The organism is Enterococcus sp. AMC1252 (assembly GCF_058216515.1).
The window spans coordinates 2,808,551-2,827,105 of the sequence record NZ_CM177097.1 but is presented as its reverse complement, the minus strand read 5'-3'; the positions used below and the strand labels follow the sequence as shown (position 1 = coordinate 2,827,105).

The window sequence follows — 18,555 nt, the reverse complement described above, 5'->3', positions numbered from 1 at the left end:
GAATTTAAAAATAATGAGTAAAGTGTATTTGATTTTTCAAACAACTAAATAAACAAAGCAATGAGATGGAAAGTACAGATGAACCGATATCTAACAGAGAGCTTGGGTAGCTGAAAACAAGCGATAAACGAAATCTTGAAAATGGCCATTGAGCAGCGCTTCGAGTGAATTATTCATAAGACAGCGACGGATGTACCCGTTATAGTACTAGAGTATAATCGATCATTGATCGCCGTACTTGATGAGGATATCTATGTGAATAGGTATCGAATAGAGGTGGTAGCACGCAAAAGCGTCCTCAAATGTATAATTTTATACATTTGAGGACGCTTTTTTCTTTTTATAAATAACCATAATGGAGGGACGATAACATGAAGAAAAAGTTATTGAGTATTGCATTGATAGTAACTGGAATTGTTGGAATTGCAGCATGTGGGAATACTGAAAAGGACGTATCAAACAAAGAAAAAGAAACAAAAACCATTAGAGTTGGTACATCCCCTGGGCCATATAGTGAATTATTTTTAGAAGCAGTCAAACCTATATTAGAAAATGAAGGCTATCAAATAGAACAAACGGAATTTACAGAGCTGATCCAAGCTGATGTGGCGCTATCAGAAGGAGCAATTGATTTAAATGTTGACCAACATACAGCTTATCTAAACAATTTTAATGAAAATAAAGGAACTCACTTAGTTGGTATCACACCAATTCCAACTGTGCCAGCAGGGCTGTTTTCTGGAAAAAGAAGTGCGCTAAAAGAAGTGCAAGATGGAGATAAAATCGGTATACCTGATGATGCCTCAAATACCGCAAGAGCCTTCAATCTTTTACAAAAAGCTGGTTGGATCAAGTTAAAAGAAGAGATTGACCCAGTAAAAGCGACAAAAGAAGATATCGTGAGTAATTCAAAAAATCTAGAACTCATCCAAATGTCATCCGCTCAAATTCCTAGAAGTTTAGCAGACTTAGATTTTGCAGTGATTCCAGGAAGTATCGTTTACAGCGCTAAACTTGATCCAAAAGACAGTTTACTTTCAGAAGATGTGTTAAAAGATTACGAATTAGTCGCAACGGTTGATGGAAAAAATTCAGAGAATGATTGGGCAAAAGCTGTGATCAAAGCCTATCATTCCGATACGTTCAAAAAATATCTAAAAGAACATAACCAAGGAAACTACTGGTTTATACCAAAAGAATTACAGGAGGAAGAAAAATGATTGAATTAAAAAATATAGACGTCACCTTTTATCAGAAGAAACAACAGATCGATGCAGTAAAAAATGTTTCCTTAACGATTGAAAAAGAAGATGTCTTTGGGATTGTGGGTTATTCAGGAGCTGGAAAAAGTACTTTAGTTCGAGTGATCAATTTACTGCAACGACCAACAACAGGGGAAGTTCTGATCAATAATCAAAATATTCTTGGCTTTTCGCCGAAAGAATTAAGAGCACAGCGTAAAAAAATCGGAATGATCTTTCAACATTTTAATTTAATGAAGGAACGAACGATTTTTGCCAATGTTGATTTTTCTTTAAAGTATTCTGGGTTGTCAAAAGAGCAACGGAAAGAAAAAATCGAGCGACTACTTGAACTAGTAGGACTTTCAGACAAGAAAGAGGCTTATCCTAGCCAATTATCTGGAGGGCAGAAACAACGAGTAGCGATTGCCAGAGCATTAGCGAATGACCCAGAAATATTATTGTGTGATGAAGCAACTAGTGCCTTAGATCCTAAAACAACAATTCAGATTTTAGAGCTATTAAAGAAATTAAATAAAGAATTAGGCTTAACGATTGTTTTGATCACGCATGAGATGCAAGTAGTTAAAGAAATTTGTAACAAAGTTGCGGTGATGGAAGATGGACAGGTGATTGAAGAAAATGATATTGTATCGATTTTCAGTCAACCACAAGAAGCCTTGACGAAGGACTTTATCCGAACCGCAACACATATCGATCAAGCATTGGAAACAATTATTCAACATCCTAGTTTGACTGATTTGAGTGGAAATGAAGTGTTGGTAGAATTTTCTTATGTAGGAGAACAAACAAGTGAACCGCTGATTGCCCAGCTTTACAGTAAATATCATGTAGTGACGAATATTTTATATGGAAATGTAGAGATTTTACAGCAGGTACCGATTGGCAATTTGATCGTCATTCTTTCGGGAGAAGAAACTCAGCGAGATAGAGCGTTGAATTTTCTGCAAAAACAAGGTGTAAAAATCAAAGTTTTGAAAAAAAGTGAACCAAAACAAAGTGTTATCCCATTACATGTTATCTAAAAAAGGAGTGAGCAAAATGCAGTCATTTTTACAACAATATTTTCCCAATGTTTTGTTACTAAAACAAGAGTTTATCGATAGTACGGTTGAAACACTATATATGGTCTTTTGGACGGCGATTATCGCTGGTATTTTAGGGACGTTACTTGGCGTTGTTCTAGTTGCGACAGGTCCAGAAGGAATTTTAAAGAATAGTGTTCTATATAATATTTTAGAAAAAATTATTAACGTCTGTAGATCCATTCCCTTTATCATCATGCTGGCATTGATTCAGCCAATCACTCGTTTTTTAACAGGAACAACGATTGGAACAACGGCTGCGTTAGTGCCGCTGGTGATAGGGGTGATTCCATTTTTTGCCCGTCAGATTGAAAATGCCTTATTAGAAGTTGATCCAGGGGTGATAGAAGCGGCAGAATCAATGGGAACTAGCCCTTTGGGAATTATTTTTAGAGTGTATTTAGTGGAAGGTTTACCAAGTATTATTCGAGTTTCATCGGTTACGATCATAAACCTGATAGGGTTAACGGCAATGGCTGGCGCGATTGGAGCTGGCGGGCTAGGGAATCTAGCAATCACTAGAGGATATAATCGATTTCAAACAGATGTGACAGTTGTTGCAACGCTGATCATTTTGGTATTGGTTTTTGCTAGCCAGTTTATTAGTAACACATTAATCAAAAGAACATCACATTAAAAAATAAACGAAAAGAGGAAAATTACATGAAAAAAACAATTAAAATTATCGGATTAGCATTAACAATCGGTTTTGTATTAGCAGGATGCTCAGCAGGAAGTGCTAAAAGTGAAAAGAATGATGTCATAAAATTAGGTGTTGTTGGGGCCAACAATGAAGTATTAGAATCCGTAAAAGAACGTCTTAAAGATGACGGAATTGACCTTCAACTTGTTGAGTTTTCAGATTACACGCAACCAAATGCAGCTTTAGCTGAAAAAGAAATCGATTTGAATTCCTTCCAGCATCAAATTTTCTTAGATAACTATAATGCAGAACATAAAACGAACCTAGTATCTATTGGGAATACAGTTAGTGCACCACTAGGAATATATTCTTCAAAAATCAAAGACGTTAAAGAATTAAAGGAAGGTGCTGAGATCGCGATTCCAAATGATGCGACAAATGGCGGACGTGCATTACTATTGTTACAAAGTGCTGGATTGATCAAAGTTGATCCTGCTAAGAAGCAAACACCTACTGTAAGTGATATTACTGAAAATAAATTAAACTTAAAAATTACAGAATTAGATGCTTCACAAACAGCTAGAGCGCTTCAAGATATTGATGCTTCTGTAATCAATAGTGGAATGGCCGTTGATGCTGGTTTTGTTCCAGCAAAAGATGCCATTTTTTTAGAGCCTGTGGATGAAACGTCTAAGCCTTATGTGAATATCATCGTTGCGCGTAAAGAAGACGAAGACAATAAAACATACAATAAAGTAGTAGACACATACCAACAAGAAGCAACCAAAAAAGTTATTGAAGAAACATCAAAAGGTTCTAGTATTCCAGCTTGGGAAACATTTGGCAGAAAATAAAAGGAGGACGAGCAGATGACCACATTGACAAAACAGTCGATTCAAGAAGAAATACAGCTAAACGCAGAGGAAGTGATCGCACTTAGAAGACATTTCCATCAATATCCAGAAGCGAGTTTGAAAGAGTTTGAAACGATCAAACGAATCAAAGAAGAGCTAAATAAGTTGGATATACCTTTTGAACAAGTAGGAGACACAGGTGTTTTAGCAACGATAAATGGTAAAAAAACGGGTAAAACAATCATTCTAAGAGCCGATATCGATGCGTTAGAATTAGCAGATGCCACAGGAAAAGAATACCAATCTAAAAATCCTGGACTAAATCATGCATGTGGGCATGACGGCCATGCAGCAGCTTTATTAGGCGCTGCAAAAATTTTAAAAAATCATGAAGACGATTTTGCTGGAACCATCAAATTAGCCTTTCAGCCAGCAGAAGAAATCGGAGCGGGTGCTTGCCAATTTGTTGAGGGTGGTTTTGTAGAAAATATTGATCAAGTTTTCGGGATTCATTTAGATTCTAGCGTTCCAGTAGGAAAATTAGTAGCGACTAAAGGTGCGACTAATGCATCTTGTGATATTTTTAAAATTGAGGTTGAAGGACTAAGTAGCCATGTGGCACAACCAAATGTTGGACGAGATGCTGTGTTATCTGCAGCTAGTATCGTTGTTGAGTTACAGAAGATTGCTGCAAGAGAAGTCAGTCCTTTAGATCCTGTTGTCGTGGGTATCGGTGTACTCGATGCTGGAACCAGATATAATATTGTCGCTAATCAAGCAAGAATTGAAGGAACAGTTCGAGCGTTCAGCCATGAAACACGAGCATTTGTGTTAAAACGTGTAGAAGAAATAGCGAATCAAATTGCTGAAGCACATCGAACAAAAATTTCGTCTTTCCATATTCATGATGCGGCAGGTCCACTGATAAATGATGACACAGCAACTGAATTAGCTCAAAAAGTAGCGGCTGAAATTGTTGGAAGTGAAAATGTCGTAACCAACCAGACTAAGAGTTTAGGTGCTGATGATTTTGCTGACTTTTTACTTAAAGCACCTGGTGTTTATGGAAGAGTGGGTACTAGAAATATAGATAATCCTGACACTCAGTATGGTCATCATCATGAAAAATTTGATATTGATGAAGCTGGATTAGCGTTGGCAACGGAATTTCATGTGCGCTATGCACTAACTTATCTAAATTCATTTGAATAGTAATATGAAAAAGCATAAGCATTGAGGCGTGCAAGGCTTCAATACGTATGCTTTTTCATTATATAAGACTAGCATTATTAAAAGAATCGACTAGAGATATGAGCATAATAATTCAATTTATCGTACAAAGGAGAAAAGCATTGCTCATCAATATTCTTGCTTTTCAAAACAATTATGTTAAACTATTTTTGTAAAGAAAGGTGATTAAGAATGTTTTTTCTTTCAGATAAATTTGTGAAAAGAAGCAGCTCCCAACATATGAATGTGATGAAGCATTGTTGTGGAGCCTAATAAAATGAACGCTTCATCGTCAAAATAAATACTGAATTTTTGAGGCTAAACGGTAGTCTTATTTAGTGTTGAGTTTGACGATGACCTTGATTTTTATAGCGCTGATCAAAGGACAACGTGTTTCGTGCGTTGTCCTTTGTTGATATTGGCAAGGGATAAGATAGGAGAATCTATTTGATCGCTTGTTTTTTTGTCTGAAAAAACAACAAATGACCTTTAGGCTAAACGTACGAAAGCGTTGTACAAAGCAACTTTAATTTTGAGTAGATAAAAACAGATGGTTACTACAATTTACAATTAATGAAGAGCAAAGTGATTTAAAGAAATCTTTGCAAGAATCGAAAAGAGGAAGAAAGACATGAGTTTATTAACAATCGAACATCTAACCCAACGTTTTGGTGAAAAAATTCTGTATGAAGATGCATCTCTTCGTGTCAATAAAGGAGACCATATGGGATTAACTGGGCAAAATGGCGTGGGAAAATCTACCTTGGTCAAGATTTTAACTGGTGAAATTTTGGCAGATGATGGTAGCATTACTTGGCAAAATAACACGAAAATCGGTTACTTGGATCAATACGTCGAGGTGATTGGAAATAGTACGATCAATGAATTTTTACATCAGGCATATAAGCCGCTATATGAAATCGAAGAGAAGATAAATGAGCTATACACAGAATATGGTGAAACTGGTGAAGCTAAATTATTGGAACGAGCAGGAAACTTGCAAACACAGCTAGATGAAAGTGATTTTTATCAAATCGATACAATCATCAATGACCTTGCTAATGGACTTGGAATTGAAGCAATCGGATTAGATCGCCCAATGAACAAATTAAGTGGTGGGCAGCGTTCTAAAGTCATTTTGGCGAAGTTACTTTTAGAAGAACCTGATGTTTTACTGTTGGATGAGCCGACGAATTATTTAGATGATACCCACATCCAGTGGTTGATCAATTATTTAAACAATTTTAACGGAACGTTTATTCTAGTTTCCCATGATTACCATTTTCTAAATGCTGTAACAAATTGCATTTGCGATATTGAATTTGGCAAGTTGACTAGATATACGGGAAATGTAGAAAAATCATTTGCTCAAAAAGAACAAAACAAAGAAAGTTATTTAAAACAATACCACGCCCAACAAGCGAAAATAGAAAAAGCCGAAGCCTATATTCGTAAATACAAGGCAGGAAACCGTGCGACTATGGCGAAAAGTCGTCAAAAGCAATTAGACCGAGTAGAGCGAATGGCACCTCCAGGAAGTTTGATGAAACCGCAAATTCAATTTCCTTATCAGCCAATTGTTGCAAGTTTAGCATTGATCACAGATGAATTAGTCATCGGATATAGTGAACCATTATTAGCGCCAATCAATTTATCTGTGCATAGCGGGGAAAAAGTAGCGATTAAAGGCTTTAATGGTATTGGTAAATCAACGTTGATCAAAACCTTAACGGGTATTATTCAACCGATTAGTGGCGAGTATCAATATCCAGCGAATACTAAAATTGCTTATTTTTCACAAGATTTGACGTGGGAAAATGACTATTTGACTCCGTTAGCTTATTTAAGTGACTGTTTTCCTAAAAAAACAGTGAAAGAAATTCGTACGTATTTAGCTAAATGTGGATTACCTGACAAATTAGTGAATCAACAATTACGTTTACTGAGTGGAGGAGAACAAACAAAAGTTAAACTATGTAAGTTAACGATGGATTCTAGTAATATTATTTTCTTAGATGAACCAACGAATCATATTGATGTAGCTGCCAAAGAAAGCTTACGTCAAGCGATTCAACAATTTCAAGGTACGATCGTAATCGTGTCTCATGAGGAAGAATTTTATAATGATATCACAGATCGTGTGATCAATATTGAAGAAATGATTAGATAAAAAGAGGATGGGACAGGAGTGTTTAATCCCGAGAAATAAGAAGGAATTCACGAAAATTGCTCTTTAAATTTTTGTGAATTTCAGCTTATTTCCGAAGGGATTGCTTCTGATCCCACCGTTTATTCGGTTTCCATGTGAGTGGGATATGACTCGAAGAGTTATGTCCCACTCACTTTTGTTTATTTCATTAATCCATCATGGATTTTGTCCAAATTCCATTTCATCATGGCATAATAACTGTCACCATCTTCACCTTTTTTTGCAATAGAATCAGTAAAAATTGTGCTGTAAATCGGCAAATCTGTTTCTTTTGAAACGCGTTCCATACTTCGTTTATCTACACTTGTTTCAACAAAGAGAGAAGGGACTTTTGTTTTGTGAATTTTATCGATGATTTGTTTCATTTGATCAGGTGTTCCTTGACTTTCTGTGTTGATTTCCCAAATGTAGGCAGCAGTCAATCCATAAGCTTTAGAGAAGTATTTAAACGCACCTTCACTTGTGACTAGTAACTTTTTATTTTCTGGAATATCTGCAAATTTTTCTTTGGCTTCTGTGTCTAAAGCAGCGAGCTTTTCAATGTACTCATTAGCATTTTTTTCGTAAGTTTCTTTATTTTTAGGGTCTTTTTCACTTAATGTATCTCTAATCGATTCGACATAAGCAATCCCATTTTGAATATCTAACCACGCGTGGGGATCTTGTTCGTTCTCTTGTCCAGCACTAGTTAGGTACATCGGTTCAACTTTTTTGCTGACTGAGAAAAAATCTTGATTTTCTTTTTTCTTAGCTGTTTCCATCAGCTTATTGAACCAGCCATTACCACCTGTTTCTAAGTTTAATCCATTGAAAAATAGAACATCGGCTTCAGAAGCTTTCGCAACATCTTCTGGTAGTGGTTCATATTCATGTGGATCTGTACCAACGGGAACGATACTGTGTAAATTGACTAAATCTTTTCCTACATTATCGACCATGTCAGCAAGGATCGAGTTGGTTGCAACAACGTTAAGTTTTTCATTGCTTGATTTATCTGAAGACTTAGGTTGACAAGCTGCTAGTAAAAACAGGCTAGCTAATGCTGCGATAAAAAGTATTTTTTTTCTCATAATGTAAATTCCTCCGTTTTCTGTTTATTAACAAAAAATAGTCCCTTTTGGGGTGAAAATAGAAAGGCAATAACGAAAAATGCTGCCGCTGTTAAAACGATCGTAGCCCCTGATGCTAAGTTATATGAATAACTAAAGAATAAGCCTATGATCGAACTTAGTATCCCAAAAATAGAAGCTAAAGCAATCATTGTAGGCAAGTGATTTGTTAGTAAGTAAGCAGTAGCAGCAGGTGTGATCAACATAGCAATCACTAAAATTGTACCAACTGTTTGTAAAGATGAAACAGCTACTAATGTTAATAAAAACATCAAAGCGTAATGGAAAAATTGAACGTTCAAACCATAAGCTTGTGCCATTGTAGGATCAAAAGAAGTGATTTGCAGTTCTTTATAGAATAATCCGACAAAAATCAACACGATGATTCCGACGACCGCAGTAATTAGAATATCCGAATCTCGAACAGCTAAAACATTTCCAAAGAGGATATGATAAAGGTCGGTCGAGCTTTTTGCAAACGAAATCATAATAATTCCTAAAGCAAAAAACGAACTGAAGACAACACCGATTGCTGTATCATTTTTTAGCTGACTTTTTTGAGTGATAAACCCGATCAATAGAGCAGCTAAAATACCAAAAATCGAAGCACCAAAAATATAATTGACACCAAACATATACGATGCTGCAACCCCAGGTAAGACAGCGTGAGAAATGGCATCACCCATCAAAGACATTCCTCGTAACACGATAAATGACCCAATGATTCCTGAGACCAATCCAACGATGATTGACGTGATCAAAGCGTTTTGTAAAAATTGGTATCGAACCAAACCATCAATAAAATTTGCAATCATGCATCAGCCACTCCTTTGATAATAATATCGCCCATTGTTTCACCGTAGGCTAATTGGATATTTTTGTTAGTAAAAGTTGTTGAAACAGGTCCGCACGCAACCAGTTTTTTCTTTAAAATAATGACATCGTCAAAATAATGAGCGACCTTATGAAGATCGTGATGAACGATCACAATGGTTTTTCCAGCTTCTTTTAATTGTTTTAGAATATCCATAATGACTTTCTCACTTGTCATATCAATTCCGACGAAAGGTTCATCCAAGACAATAATATCTGCTTCTTGAGCAAGAACTCTGGCAATGAATACCCGCTGCAACTGTCCGCCAGACAACGCACCAATCTGACGCTTAGCAAATTCTTCTAACTGCACTGTTTTAAGGGCTGCTAAAGCTTGTTCTTTTTCTTGTTTTGTAGGACGTTTCATCAATCCTAGTTTTGGATATGTTCCTAAAAGAACGACCTCCAAAACATTGATTGGAAAAGAAAGATCCAAAGCACTGCGTTGTTCTACATAAGCTATCCGTTTCTTTTGGGTATCAAGAAGCTGATCGCCTAATAATACTGTTCTGGAATCTGTTTTAAGCAATCCCAACATCCCTTTTAGAAAGGTTGATTTTCCCGCACCGTTTGGACCAATAATTCCTGTAATTTTTCCAGCCGGAATTTGTAAAGAAATATCGATTAAGGCCTTCTGACCTTGATAACTAACCGTTAAATGCTCGATTGTAAGATTATTATTATTTATAGACATAAAAAAACCTCCTTTTTAGGTTTGCCTTAAAATCAGTATAAGATAAACTTAAATTAAAATCAATCCATTTTTTAGGGTAGCCTAAAAATGAAAAGAAAAAGCTAAAAGATCATTTCTGTCTTTTAGCTTTTTATACAATATTATTTGCTTTGATAAGGACCAAGTAAATTGAAAATGGAACTTGCTAATTCGGAATGTGTTTTATCTCTAGGATATTGATTAGATAAGAGAATCACTGCATCTTGTCGATCTTTTGAAACCATTGCATTTGATTCAAAGCCTCCTTCGGTTCCATGGCCTTTAATATAATTAGGGAAATTGTAAAGACCGCCTATATATTTTGTCTCAGTTTCAGGTGTCAAAAGTTCGTCGATTATTTGTTGATCTACTATTTTTCCTTCGAATAAACTTGAATAAAATAAGTAAAGGTCTCCAGCAGTCATACTAACATTTCCAGTACCCACTTCTTGATCAAAAGTTAAAGTATCATCACGTATTTCAGTGCCAAAATTTCTACCATCGACTTTTTCGTAAGCATAGGTCCGATTGCTTGATTTAATAAAGTCATTATAAAAACAAGTATGAGATAATTTAAGTCCTTGAATAAATGTTTGAGTAAATAGAGTTCGGTAAGAAGATCCTGTTAATTGTTCTAGAATACCGACTAAAATAGAGTAATTAACTGCTTCATATTTGTATTTTCCGTAGACGCCCATCGCTGCATTAGAAATTGAAAATTGAAGAAAAGCATCTTCAGACATCATGATCGTGGGTTTTATTTTTTGATATAATCCAGAAGTCATCGAAAGTAACTGCCGAATCGTGATTTTTTGACTATCTTGAATAGTTGGATAGAAACGGTCCAAAGTGTCATCTAATGAGAGTTTTTGAGCTTGTATTTGCTGTAAAACAAGAGAAGCAGTAAAGGCTTTTTGAATTGAGCCAATTTGGAAGGTAGATTCGTAAGTATTGGGCTGACTTTCCGAAAAATTGGCGTAGCCGAAACCTTTCTGCAAAATAATCTGTCCATTGTGAACAACGAGAGCTGTACCGATAAATTGTTTATCTTCTAGCTGTTGATTTATTTGATTGGCAAAATCAGAAGTCGGCTGGACTGCTTTATCAAAATTTTTAGGTTGTTGTTCATTTGGCGTACGGGATGTAGAGGGTTGCGTTGTCTCTGTTATGATTTCACTTGAACTAGTTTGAGAAACAGGTTCAGTTTGATTCTGAAAAAACAAAAGATAAAGTTCCACTCCTACCAGAGCGATCAAGAGCAAAATAATTAGTATGGGTGTATAAGGGCTTCTTTTTTTATGATGTTTCTTGTAGTGCATGGCTCTAACCACCTCCGATTATTATTTATTTTACCTGTACAATATATAAACGCAAGATGATCGTATAGGTTTTAACGAACATTTTTGTAAGCACAAATTTAATTCGATTAAAAGTCGATTGATTTTCATATTTTTGTCACAAGAAAGAAAAAGATCCATGATTTTTTATGGAATCAATGGTAAAATAGAAATTGAAGCTTTTAATTATAAGAATAGAAAAATATCTAGATCACGGAGGAAATCATGACCCAAAAATACCAGGATAAAACATTACGAATCTTTAGTTTGAATGCCAATCGGCCTTTAGCAGAGAAGATTGCTGAAGTTGTCGGAACCGAACTTGGAAAAAGTACGGTGCGCCAATTTAGTGATGGAGAGATTCAAATCAATATTGAAGAGAGTATTCGTGGGGACCATGTTTTTCTTGTTCAGTCAACCAATCTTCCTGTCAATGACAACTTGATGGAATTGTTGATTATGATTGATGCATTAAAACGAGCAAGTGCTAAGACAATTAATGTGGTATTACCTTATTACGGGTATGCTAGACAAGATCGGACTGCAAAGCCAAGAGAGCCGATCACCGCAAAATTAGTTGCTAATTTACTAGAAGAAGCTGGAGCAACTCGTGTCTTGACATTAGATCTACATACGGTCCAAGTCCAAGGATTCTTTGATATTCCAGTAGATAACCTATTCACGATGCCTTTATTTGCCCATAATTATCGTAAACAGCAATTAATAGGAGAAGATATCGTTGTGGTTTCTCCTAAAAATAGTGGTGTTCAGCGTGCGAGAAGCTTATCTGAGTACTTAGATGCAACATTAGCAATCGTCGATCAAGATGAAGTTGATGGTGTACGCTCTGGTTATGTTATTGGTGAGGTTGAAGGTAAGACCTGTATTTTAGTAGATGATATTTTAAATTCCGGTGGTACGATGGCGACAGCAGCTGAGATTTTAAAAGAAAATGGCGCAAAATGTATCTATGCTTGTGCTTCTCATGGATTACTTTCAAAAGGAGCTAAAGAAACCTTAGATGCATCGCCGATCGAACAGATTTGTGTGACTGATTCAGTTTTTATTTCTGAAGACCGTAAACCAGTCGCTTTAAATATTGTTTCTTGTGCTGAGCTGATGGGTGAAGCTGTGAAACGGATTCATGAAAACACACCAATGAGTCCGCTATTTCGTTTAGAAGAAAAATAATAATAATCTGTTTAAATCAAGAAAGAAGTTCAGCTACTGCTTTAGACTGGACTTCTTTTTAGTATTTATTTGGTCATTTAAAAGTATTCCTGAAAAATGGTAATAGTACAAGTAATAGAGAGGGGCTATACGAGTGAAAGAACAGAAAAAAGGTGTTTTATTAGGATTTATTGCATATGTATTTTGGGGGATCATTCCAATTTATTGGAAGTTGTTACCTACCGTTGATCCATTGGATATATTGTGTTATCGCATTGTTTGGTCTTTTTTATTTATGATCGTTTATATTTTAGTTACTAAAAGATGGTCATTATTTCTGACGGAGGTCAAAACTGTCATCCAAGATAAGAAAAAATTATTTGCCATTATTTGTGCGGCGATTTTGATTTCAGTAAATTGGTTTACTTTTATTTATACAGTCAGTCAAGGTCATGTAACGCAAGCTAGTCTGGGGTATTATATGAATCCGTTAGTGAATGTGTTGCTAGCAACCTTGGTTTTGAAAGAGAAATTAAGTCGTTCAGGAATGATTGCATGTGGATTAGCTTTGCTCGGGGTCATTTTATTAACGATTCAAACAGGTGCTATTCCTTTGGCACCACTGATTATGGCTGTGACGTTTAGTTTCTATGGTTTGATCAAAAAGGGTGTATCGGTAAGCTCATATACTGGTTTAACAATTGAAACGTTTGTTATTTTGCCAGTGGCTTTGATTTATTTACTCTTCTTTTCACATCAAGGGTTTATGAACTATGAGTTATCCACTAATTTATTGCTGATGGGGGCAGGTATCGTTACAGCAATTCCGTTACTGCTTTTTGCGCAAGCAGCAAAACTAATTTCCTATATTATTTTAGGATTTATTCAATATGTAGGGCCAACATTAATGCTGATATCTGCATTATTTTTATATCATGAGCCTTATTCAGCAGATCAATTTATCGCATTTGGTTTTATTTGGGCGGGCATAGCGGTTTTTACGTATGGCAATATCTATACGTATCGGAAGGAAAAACGCTTTGCCAAATAATCAATAAAAGAATCATTCTTTGAGGAACATTTTCAGTTATGTTAAACTAATCCCATTAAAAAGGATTCAGAAAGGACGAGTTCAGTGGAACCCATTTATTTAGATCATGCAGCAACAACGCCTGCACATCCAGCAGTTATTGAGATAATGGCCAGTGAAATGACCAATACATTTGGCAATCCGTCTAGCATCCATACATTTGGCAGACAAGCACATCGTAAGCTAGAAGATATCCGCCAAGTTATTGCGGCAAGTCTTGAAGTGAAACCGCACGAAATTATCTTTAATAGCGGTGGAACAGAAGGGGATAACACCGCAATCATTGAAACGGCACTTTCTAGAAAAGATCAGGGAATGCATCTGATTACAACGGCGATTGAGCATCCAGCTGTTTTAGAAACCATGAAGTATTTGGAAGAATTGGGATTTGAAGTGACATATTTACCTGTCGACACAGATGGCAATCTGGCTATCACAGATTTTGAAGCTGCTTTGCGGGATGATACAATGCTGGTTTCTGTGATGTATGGCAATAATGAAATCGGTAATTTGATGCCAATCAAAGAAATCGGAGAATTACTAAAAGAACATCCAGCAATTTTTCATACAGATGCTGTCCAAGCATATGGTTCTGAAAGAATTTCGCCTCATGAAATGGGCATTGATTTATTGAGTATTTCTGCTCATAAAATCAATGGACCAAAAGGTGTAGGCTTCTTATTTAAAAACGATGCAATTTCTTTGCCGTCATTTTTACATGGTGGGGAACAGGAAGAAAAGCGCCGCGCAGGAACAGAAAATTTAGCTGGTATAGCCGGAATGGGCAAAGCAGTTTCGCTTTTGACAGACGCTGAAAAAGAAAAGCGGCATGAAAAATATATTGAATTTGAACGAATTATTTTGAACGAATTAGATAAGGCCCAGATCGATTATCGGATCAATGGCAATCCTGAAAACAAGTTAGCTCATATTTTAAACTTACAATTTAAAGGGGTGGCCAGTGATTTATTGTTGATGCACTTAGATTTGCAAGGTGTGGCGATATCAACAGGTTCAGCTTGTACGGCAGGAACAGTAGACCCTTCTCATGTTTTACAAGCGATGTATGGGGAAAATGACCCAGCCATCGAAGAATCTGTGCGAATCAGCTTTGGGTTAGGAAACGATAAAGCTCAAATCCAACGGTTAACGGCTATAATGATTGACATAATCAAAAAAATAAAACAGTAATTGAAGAAAAGTTGGATTAGAACTAGCAAAAAGAAAGCGTACCAACTATAATAAAAGAGACAATAAATAAAGAGGTGGAAAAATGGCATTTAAAGAAAAAGCAACAGTAGAAGGTTGTGCGGTATTTTATAAAGTAAATGAACAAGCAAAAAAATACACATTGAAAGATAATGGCTTCACTGAAACAAATTCAGGCAATTTCCAGTTGATCCGTCCATTGGATGCAACACCCCAAAGTAAAGAAGGTTTTAAATTAAAAATCACGATTGCTGAAGATTTGAAAACATTGAAAATGTCTGTTACAACAGCTAACGGTTTAAAATCAATGAATATTTTCAAAAGCGATTCTCATGCAATGAGTCAAGAGAAGTTTTATTTCTTGATGGATGGTATGATCAGTCGTGGGGTTTTTGAGAAAGCTTGATTTTTAAATTCTGAGAATGAGGATGGGACAGGAGTGTTTAATCCCGAGAAATAAGAAGGAATTCACGAAAATTGCTCTTTAAATTTTTGTGAATTTCAGCTTATTTCCGAAGGGATTGCTTCTGCTCCCACCGTTTATTCGGTTTCCATGTGAGTGGGATATGACTCGAAGAGTTATGTCCCACTCACATTTTTTTTACTTTCAAAATGAAAAAAAATGTGAAGAAGTACGCTGCATACTCTTAATACCTTTACATCTTCTAAAATACTAGTATAATAAGTATCACTGAAAAGTTACGACCTTCAAATCGTAGATGCATTCAGAATCTAAATTGAAATGATGGTGATCAAATGACAGATAACAGCAAAACTCGTGTCGTTGTTGGCATGAGCGGAGGTGTAGATTCTTCTGTTACAGCACTGCTTTTAAAAGAGCAAGGCTACGATGTCGTGGGAATCTTTATGAAAAATTGGGATGACACGGATGAAAATGGTGTGTGTACTGCCACCGAAGACTACAAAGATGTAGCAAAAGTTGCCGACCAAATTGGTATACCTTATTATTCTGTAAACTTTGAGAAGGAATATTGGGATCGCGTATTTGAGTATTTCCTTAAAGAATACCGCTTGGGACGGACGCCAAATCCTGATGTGATGTGTAATAAAGAAATCAAATTCAAAGCCTTTTTGGAATACGCAATGCAACTAGGTGCAGATTATGTCGCAACTGGACATTATGCTCAAGTAGAACGAAAAGAAGACGGCACCGTACGTATGTTACGTGGTGTGGATAATAATAAAGACCAAACCTATTTTTTGAGTCAATTATCACAAGCTCAATTAGCTAAAACGATGTTTCCTTTAGGCGGCATGGAAAAATCAGAGGTTCGAGCAATAGCAGAGCGCGCTGATTTAGCAACGGCGAAGAAAAAAGATTCAACAGGTATTTGTTTTATTGGAGAAAAGAACTTCAAACAATTTTTAAGTACCTATTTACCTGCTAACAAAGGGAATATGGTTACTTTAGATGGGGAAATCAAGGGACAACATGATGGGTTGATGTATTATACGATTGGTCAACGTCAAGGCTTAGGGATTGGCGGTGGCAAAGGCTCACAAGAACCTTGGTTTGTAGTGGGGAAAGACCTAGCAACGAATACATTGTATGTTGGACAAGGGTTTCATCATGAACAATTATATGCAACGCATTTAGATGCTAGTGACATTCATTTTACCGTTGATACAGAAATGCCAAGGGAATTTGAATGTACGGCTAAATTCCGTTATCGTCAAGATGATATACCTGTTAAAGTTGTATTAACTGGTGACGGAACGACAGCTAAAGTGATTTTTTCTGAACCTGTTCGTGCAATCACTCCAGGACAAGCAGTCGTATTTTATGATGGGATGGAATGTCTTGGTGGGGGCTTGATCGATCAAGCGTATCAAGAAGAAAAAGTATTGCAATATATCTAATCAAAAACGAGTAGGAATTTTTCCTACTCGCTTTTTTGATTATAATTGCGAAAATAGTTTCTTGATTCTGGTGAAATAATGAGATAAACCATTGAAACGAATTCAACAACACGAAATGCCAACATAATCATTTTGGGAAACATACTGACCATCATAGGCGGGTAAAAGTACATTAAAAAAATAAATGGAATGAAGAGTATGGAGAAAATATACCCTTTTTTCCCCCCAATAATCAATACAGCAATCTCAATAATATAAATAAGAAAAACAACTATCTGATACCAAACATCTGATCCAAAGCTTCCGTGTCCATCAACCATAACTTTTAAAGCCATGATCAATGATATGATAAGCAAAATATTATTATATAATAATAAATAAATAGCAATAGAGTTCCAAAATACCGGTTTTTTCATAATCAGAAACGTTCCTTTCTATTCTTTCCATATTTTAGCAAAAGGGGCTTCCATTCGCAATGATAGAGGGCGAAAAAACAAGTTTATTCTTACGTCTATTCCAATTTTTGGTAAAATTAAATAATGAACGTTTAAACAAAAAACTATTTCACAAGCACTTAAGTTGAAAGTTTCACTCTAAGTGACTAGAATAGCACTTGTAGAAAGAATTGGAGTGATCGATCAATGTACCAAGTGGTTACCATGTATGGCGATAATGAGCCTTGGTGGTTTTTTGAGGACTGGCAGGAAGATATCGAAGAAAATAGAACATTTGACTCTTTAGAAGATGCAGAACGTTACTACATAAAACAATGGCAAGAACTTTCTTCAACATATGGGTACATAAATACAAAAGTTAATTATTTAGCAGCGTTTTGGAATGCTGGTGATGAGCGCTGGTGTGAAGAATGTGATGAAGATCTACAGCAATATAAAGGGTTAGCTTTGTTGAAAGATCTGCAAGCTGTTACGTTTGAAAGTAGCGATGATTTTCATGAACGTCACAATGATTGTGCGAAGCCAAAATGTTGTAAATCAAGTTTAGTTTAGAAATATAGAGAGTAAGATACTACCTTAGTATCTTACTCTCTATATTTTCGTTTTCTTAATTAATCTCTGCAAACCCATTTTCCATCTTCCATATTACAAGAGCCATTTTCTGTATTGTCATTTTCGATAATTTCAATAACCGGTGCTTCTTTTTCCTTGATCGTTTGAATTGCTTGGATGATTTGATCCATTGGCTGTGCACCATTGATCAGATATTTTCCGTTAACGATCAATGCCGGAACTCCTGTAAGTTGATAGGCATTTGCTAAACGAAAATCATCTTCAACTAAGGATAAAGTTTTCGGGTCGGCAAAAGCTTGCTGCCATTTTTCAAAATCAATCGAGCTATTTTTGACGATCGATTCAATCACGATCGAGTCATCAATGTTTTGACTATCGACGAATAATCCTTCTTGCAAAGCATCAAAGATATCCCAATAAGCAGTTTCTCCGCCCACGACTCCTGCCGCTTTTGCAGCTAATAAACCATTCATAGAAGTTGGGAAAAGGAAATCCGCTTCTTTCATTCCTTCGATGTTAAATCGATGAAGGTCATCATTTTGATTGGCATGAACCCAATGAGAAAGGATTTCATTTTTAGCATTCTCCCTAGAACCAAACATCTGCTCATGATCTTTTTCATCTCTAGCCAAGGCAAAAGAGCGGTGAATGATCTTTATTTCAGGTATTTCTTTTTGAACTTGTCTCATTCTGTATGACATTGGAAAGCAAAAACTGCAAATAACATCGTGAAAAAATTCAATTGTGATCATAGTATCTCCTTGATAATCATTATTTTTATATACTTACAATTAGTAAGTATATAGTTCTTCTATTTACATTTCAATTAAAAAGCTTAAATAAGAGGCGAAAAGAACAAGCCG

Annotated in this window: 18 protein-coding genes, 1 pseudogene and 1 other annotated feature; of the genes and pseudogenes, 13 read left to right on the top strand and 6 right to left on the bottom strand. The window is 35.9% G+C overall.

Features of this window, described 5'->3' with window-relative positions; translation table 11 throughout:
* Window positions 1–51: 51 nt before the first annotated feature.
* Window positions 52–303: a binding site (T-box leader), on the top strand.
* Window positions 304–371: 68 nt separating this feature from the next.
* From AC4BB5_RS13380 to AC4BB5_RS13350, 7 genes and pseudogenes are all read left to right on the top strand, one after another.
* Window positions 372–1,220 (top strand): MetQ/NlpA family ABC transporter substrate-binding protein, encoded by an 849-nt coding sequence (locus AC4BB5_RS13380; protein ID WP_490456615.1) that lies wholly within the window; start codon window positions 372–374, stop codon window positions 1,218–1,220.
* Complete coding sequence (locus AC4BB5_RS13375; protein ID WP_490456614.1) at window positions 1,217–2,287, top strand: methionine ABC transporter ATP-binding protein; 1,071 nt, start codon at window positions 1,217–1,219, stop codon at window positions 2,285–2,287. The genes AC4BB5_RS13380 and AC4BB5_RS13375 overlap by 4 nt, the downstream gene beginning before the upstream one ends.
* 16 nt (window positions 2,288–2,303) lie before the next feature.
* Complete coding sequence (locus AC4BB5_RS13370) at window positions 2,304–2,984, top strand: methionine ABC transporter permease (protein WP_490456613.1); 681 nt, start codon at window positions 2,304–2,306, stop codon at window positions 2,982–2,984.
* Between the two features lie 26 nt (window positions 2,985–3,010).
* Window positions 3,011–3,844, top strand: a complete 834-nt coding sequence (locus AC4BB5_RS13365) for a MetQ/NlpA family ABC transporter substrate-binding protein (RefSeq protein WP_490456612.1) — start codon at window positions 3,011–3,013, stop codon at window positions 3,842–3,844.
* Between the two features lie 15 nt (window positions 3,845–3,859).
* Window positions 3,860–5,056 (top strand): amidohydrolase, encoded by a 1,197-nt coding sequence (locus AC4BB5_RS13360; protein ID WP_490456611.1) that lies wholly within the window; start codon window positions 3,860–3,862, stop codon window positions 5,054–5,056.
* A gap of 649 nt (window positions 5,057–5,705) precedes the next feature.
* A complete protein-coding gene (locus AC4BB5_RS13355; RefSeq protein ID WP_490456610.1) occupies window positions 5,706–7,244 on the top strand; it encodes an ABC-F family ATP-binding cassette domain-containing protein in 1,539 nt (512 codons plus the stop codon).
* Between the two features lie 7 nt (window positions 7,245–7,251).
* Window positions 7,252–7,371: pseudogene (locus AC4BB5_RS13350) on the top strand (DUF3788 family protein); the annotation flags it as partial.
* A 52-nt stretch (window positions 7,372–7,423) separates the two neighbouring features.
* Here AC4BB5_RS13350 and efaA read toward each other — a convergent pair.
* The 4 genes from efaA to AC4BB5_RS13330 all read right to left on the bottom strand — a co-directional run bounded on the left by efaA (window position 7,424) and on the right by AC4BB5_RS13330 (window position 11,296).
* Complete coding sequence (gene efaA, locus AC4BB5_RS13345; RefSeq protein WP_490456609.1) at window positions 7,424–8,353, bottom strand: Mn/Fe ABC transporter substrate-binding lipoprotein EfaA; 930 nt, start codon at window positions 8,351–8,353, stop codon at window positions 7,424–7,426.
* Complete coding sequence (locus AC4BB5_RS13340) at window positions 8,350–9,207, bottom strand: metal ABC transporter permease (protein ID WP_490456608.1); 858 nt, start codon at window positions 9,205–9,207, stop codon at window positions 8,350–8,352. Before AC4BB5_RS13340 ends, efaA begins: the two co-directional genes overlap by 4 nt.
* Window positions 9,204–9,959 (bottom strand): metal ABC transporter ATP-binding protein, encoded by a 756-nt coding sequence (locus tag AC4BB5_RS13335; RefSeq protein ID WP_490456607.1) that lies wholly within the window; start codon window positions 9,957–9,959, stop codon window positions 9,204–9,206. Before AC4BB5_RS13335 ends, AC4BB5_RS13340 begins: the two co-directional genes overlap by 4 nt.
* A gap of 140 nt (window positions 9,960–10,099) precedes the next feature.
* Window positions 10,100–11,296, bottom strand: a complete 1,197-nt coding sequence (locus AC4BB5_RS13330) for a serine hydrolase domain-containing protein (RefSeq protein ID WP_490456606.1) — start codon at window positions 11,294–11,296, stop codon at window positions 10,100–10,102.
* A 243-nt stretch (window positions 11,297–11,539) separates the two neighbouring features.
* Between AC4BB5_RS13330 and AC4BB5_RS13325 the strand changes: the two genes are divergently transcribed.
* The 5 genes from AC4BB5_RS13325 to mnmA all read left to right on the top strand — a co-directional run bounded on the left by AC4BB5_RS13325 (window position 11,540) and on the right by mnmA (window position 16,664).
* Entirely contained in the window at window positions 11,540–12,505 is a 966-nt protein-coding gene (locus AC4BB5_RS13325; RefSeq protein WP_490456605.1) for a ribose-phosphate diphosphokinase, read from the top strand.
* Window positions 12,506–12,638: 133 nt separating this feature from the next.
* Entirely contained in the window at window positions 12,639–13,535 is an 897-nt protein-coding gene (gene rarD / locus AC4BB5_RS13320; RefSeq protein ID WP_490456604.1) for an EamA family transporter RarD, read from the top strand.
* An 84-nt stretch (window positions 13,536–13,619) separates the two neighbouring features.
* Window positions 13,620–14,765 (top strand): cysteine desulfurase family protein, encoded by a 1,146-nt coding sequence (locus AC4BB5_RS13315; RefSeq protein ID WP_490456603.1) that lies wholly within the window; start codon window positions 13,620–13,622, stop codon window positions 14,763–14,765.
* 82 nt (window positions 14,766–14,847) lie between these two features.
* Window positions 14,848–15,189: a DUF1831 domain-containing protein gene (locus AC4BB5_RS13310; RefSeq protein ID WP_490456602.1), complete on the top strand. Its 342-nt coding sequence runs from the start codon at window positions 14,848–14,850 to the stop codon at window positions 15,187–15,189.
* Window positions 15,190–15,539: 350 nt separating this feature from the next.
* The gene (gene mnmA / locus AC4BB5_RS13305) at window positions 15,540–16,664 is read left to right on the top strand and encodes a tRNA 2-thiouridine(34) synthase MnmA (protein ID WP_490456601.1); all 1,125 of its coding nucleotides are present in this window, start codon (window positions 15,540–15,542) and stop codon (window positions 16,662–16,664) included.
* A 23-nt stretch (window positions 16,665–16,687) separates the two neighbouring features.
* Here mnmA and AC4BB5_RS13300 read toward each other — a convergent pair whose 3' ends face one another.
* The gene (locus AC4BB5_RS13300) at window positions 16,688–17,080 is read right to left on the bottom strand and encodes a hypothetical protein (RefSeq protein ID WP_490456600.1); all 393 of its coding nucleotides are present in this window, start codon (window positions 17,078–17,080) and stop codon (window positions 16,688–16,690) included.
* A 225-nt stretch (window positions 17,081–17,305) separates the two neighbouring features.
* Between AC4BB5_RS13300 and AC4BB5_RS13295 the strand changes: the two genes are divergently transcribed.
* On the top strand, window positions 17,306–17,671 hold the full coding sequence (locus tag AC4BB5_RS13295) for a DUF1033 family protein (protein WP_490456599.1): 366 nt from the start codon (window positions 17,306–17,308) through the stop codon (window positions 17,669–17,671).
* A gap of 59 nt (window positions 17,672–17,730) precedes the next feature.
* Here AC4BB5_RS13295 and AC4BB5_RS13290 read toward each other — a convergent pair whose 3' ends face one another.
* The gene (locus tag AC4BB5_RS13290) at window positions 17,731–18,444 is read right to left on the bottom strand and encodes a DsbA family oxidoreductase (protein ID WP_490456598.1); all 714 of its coding nucleotides are present in this window, start codon (window positions 18,442–18,444) and stop codon (window positions 17,731–17,733) included.
* Between the last annotated feature and the right edge of the window lie 111 nt (window positions 18,445–18,555).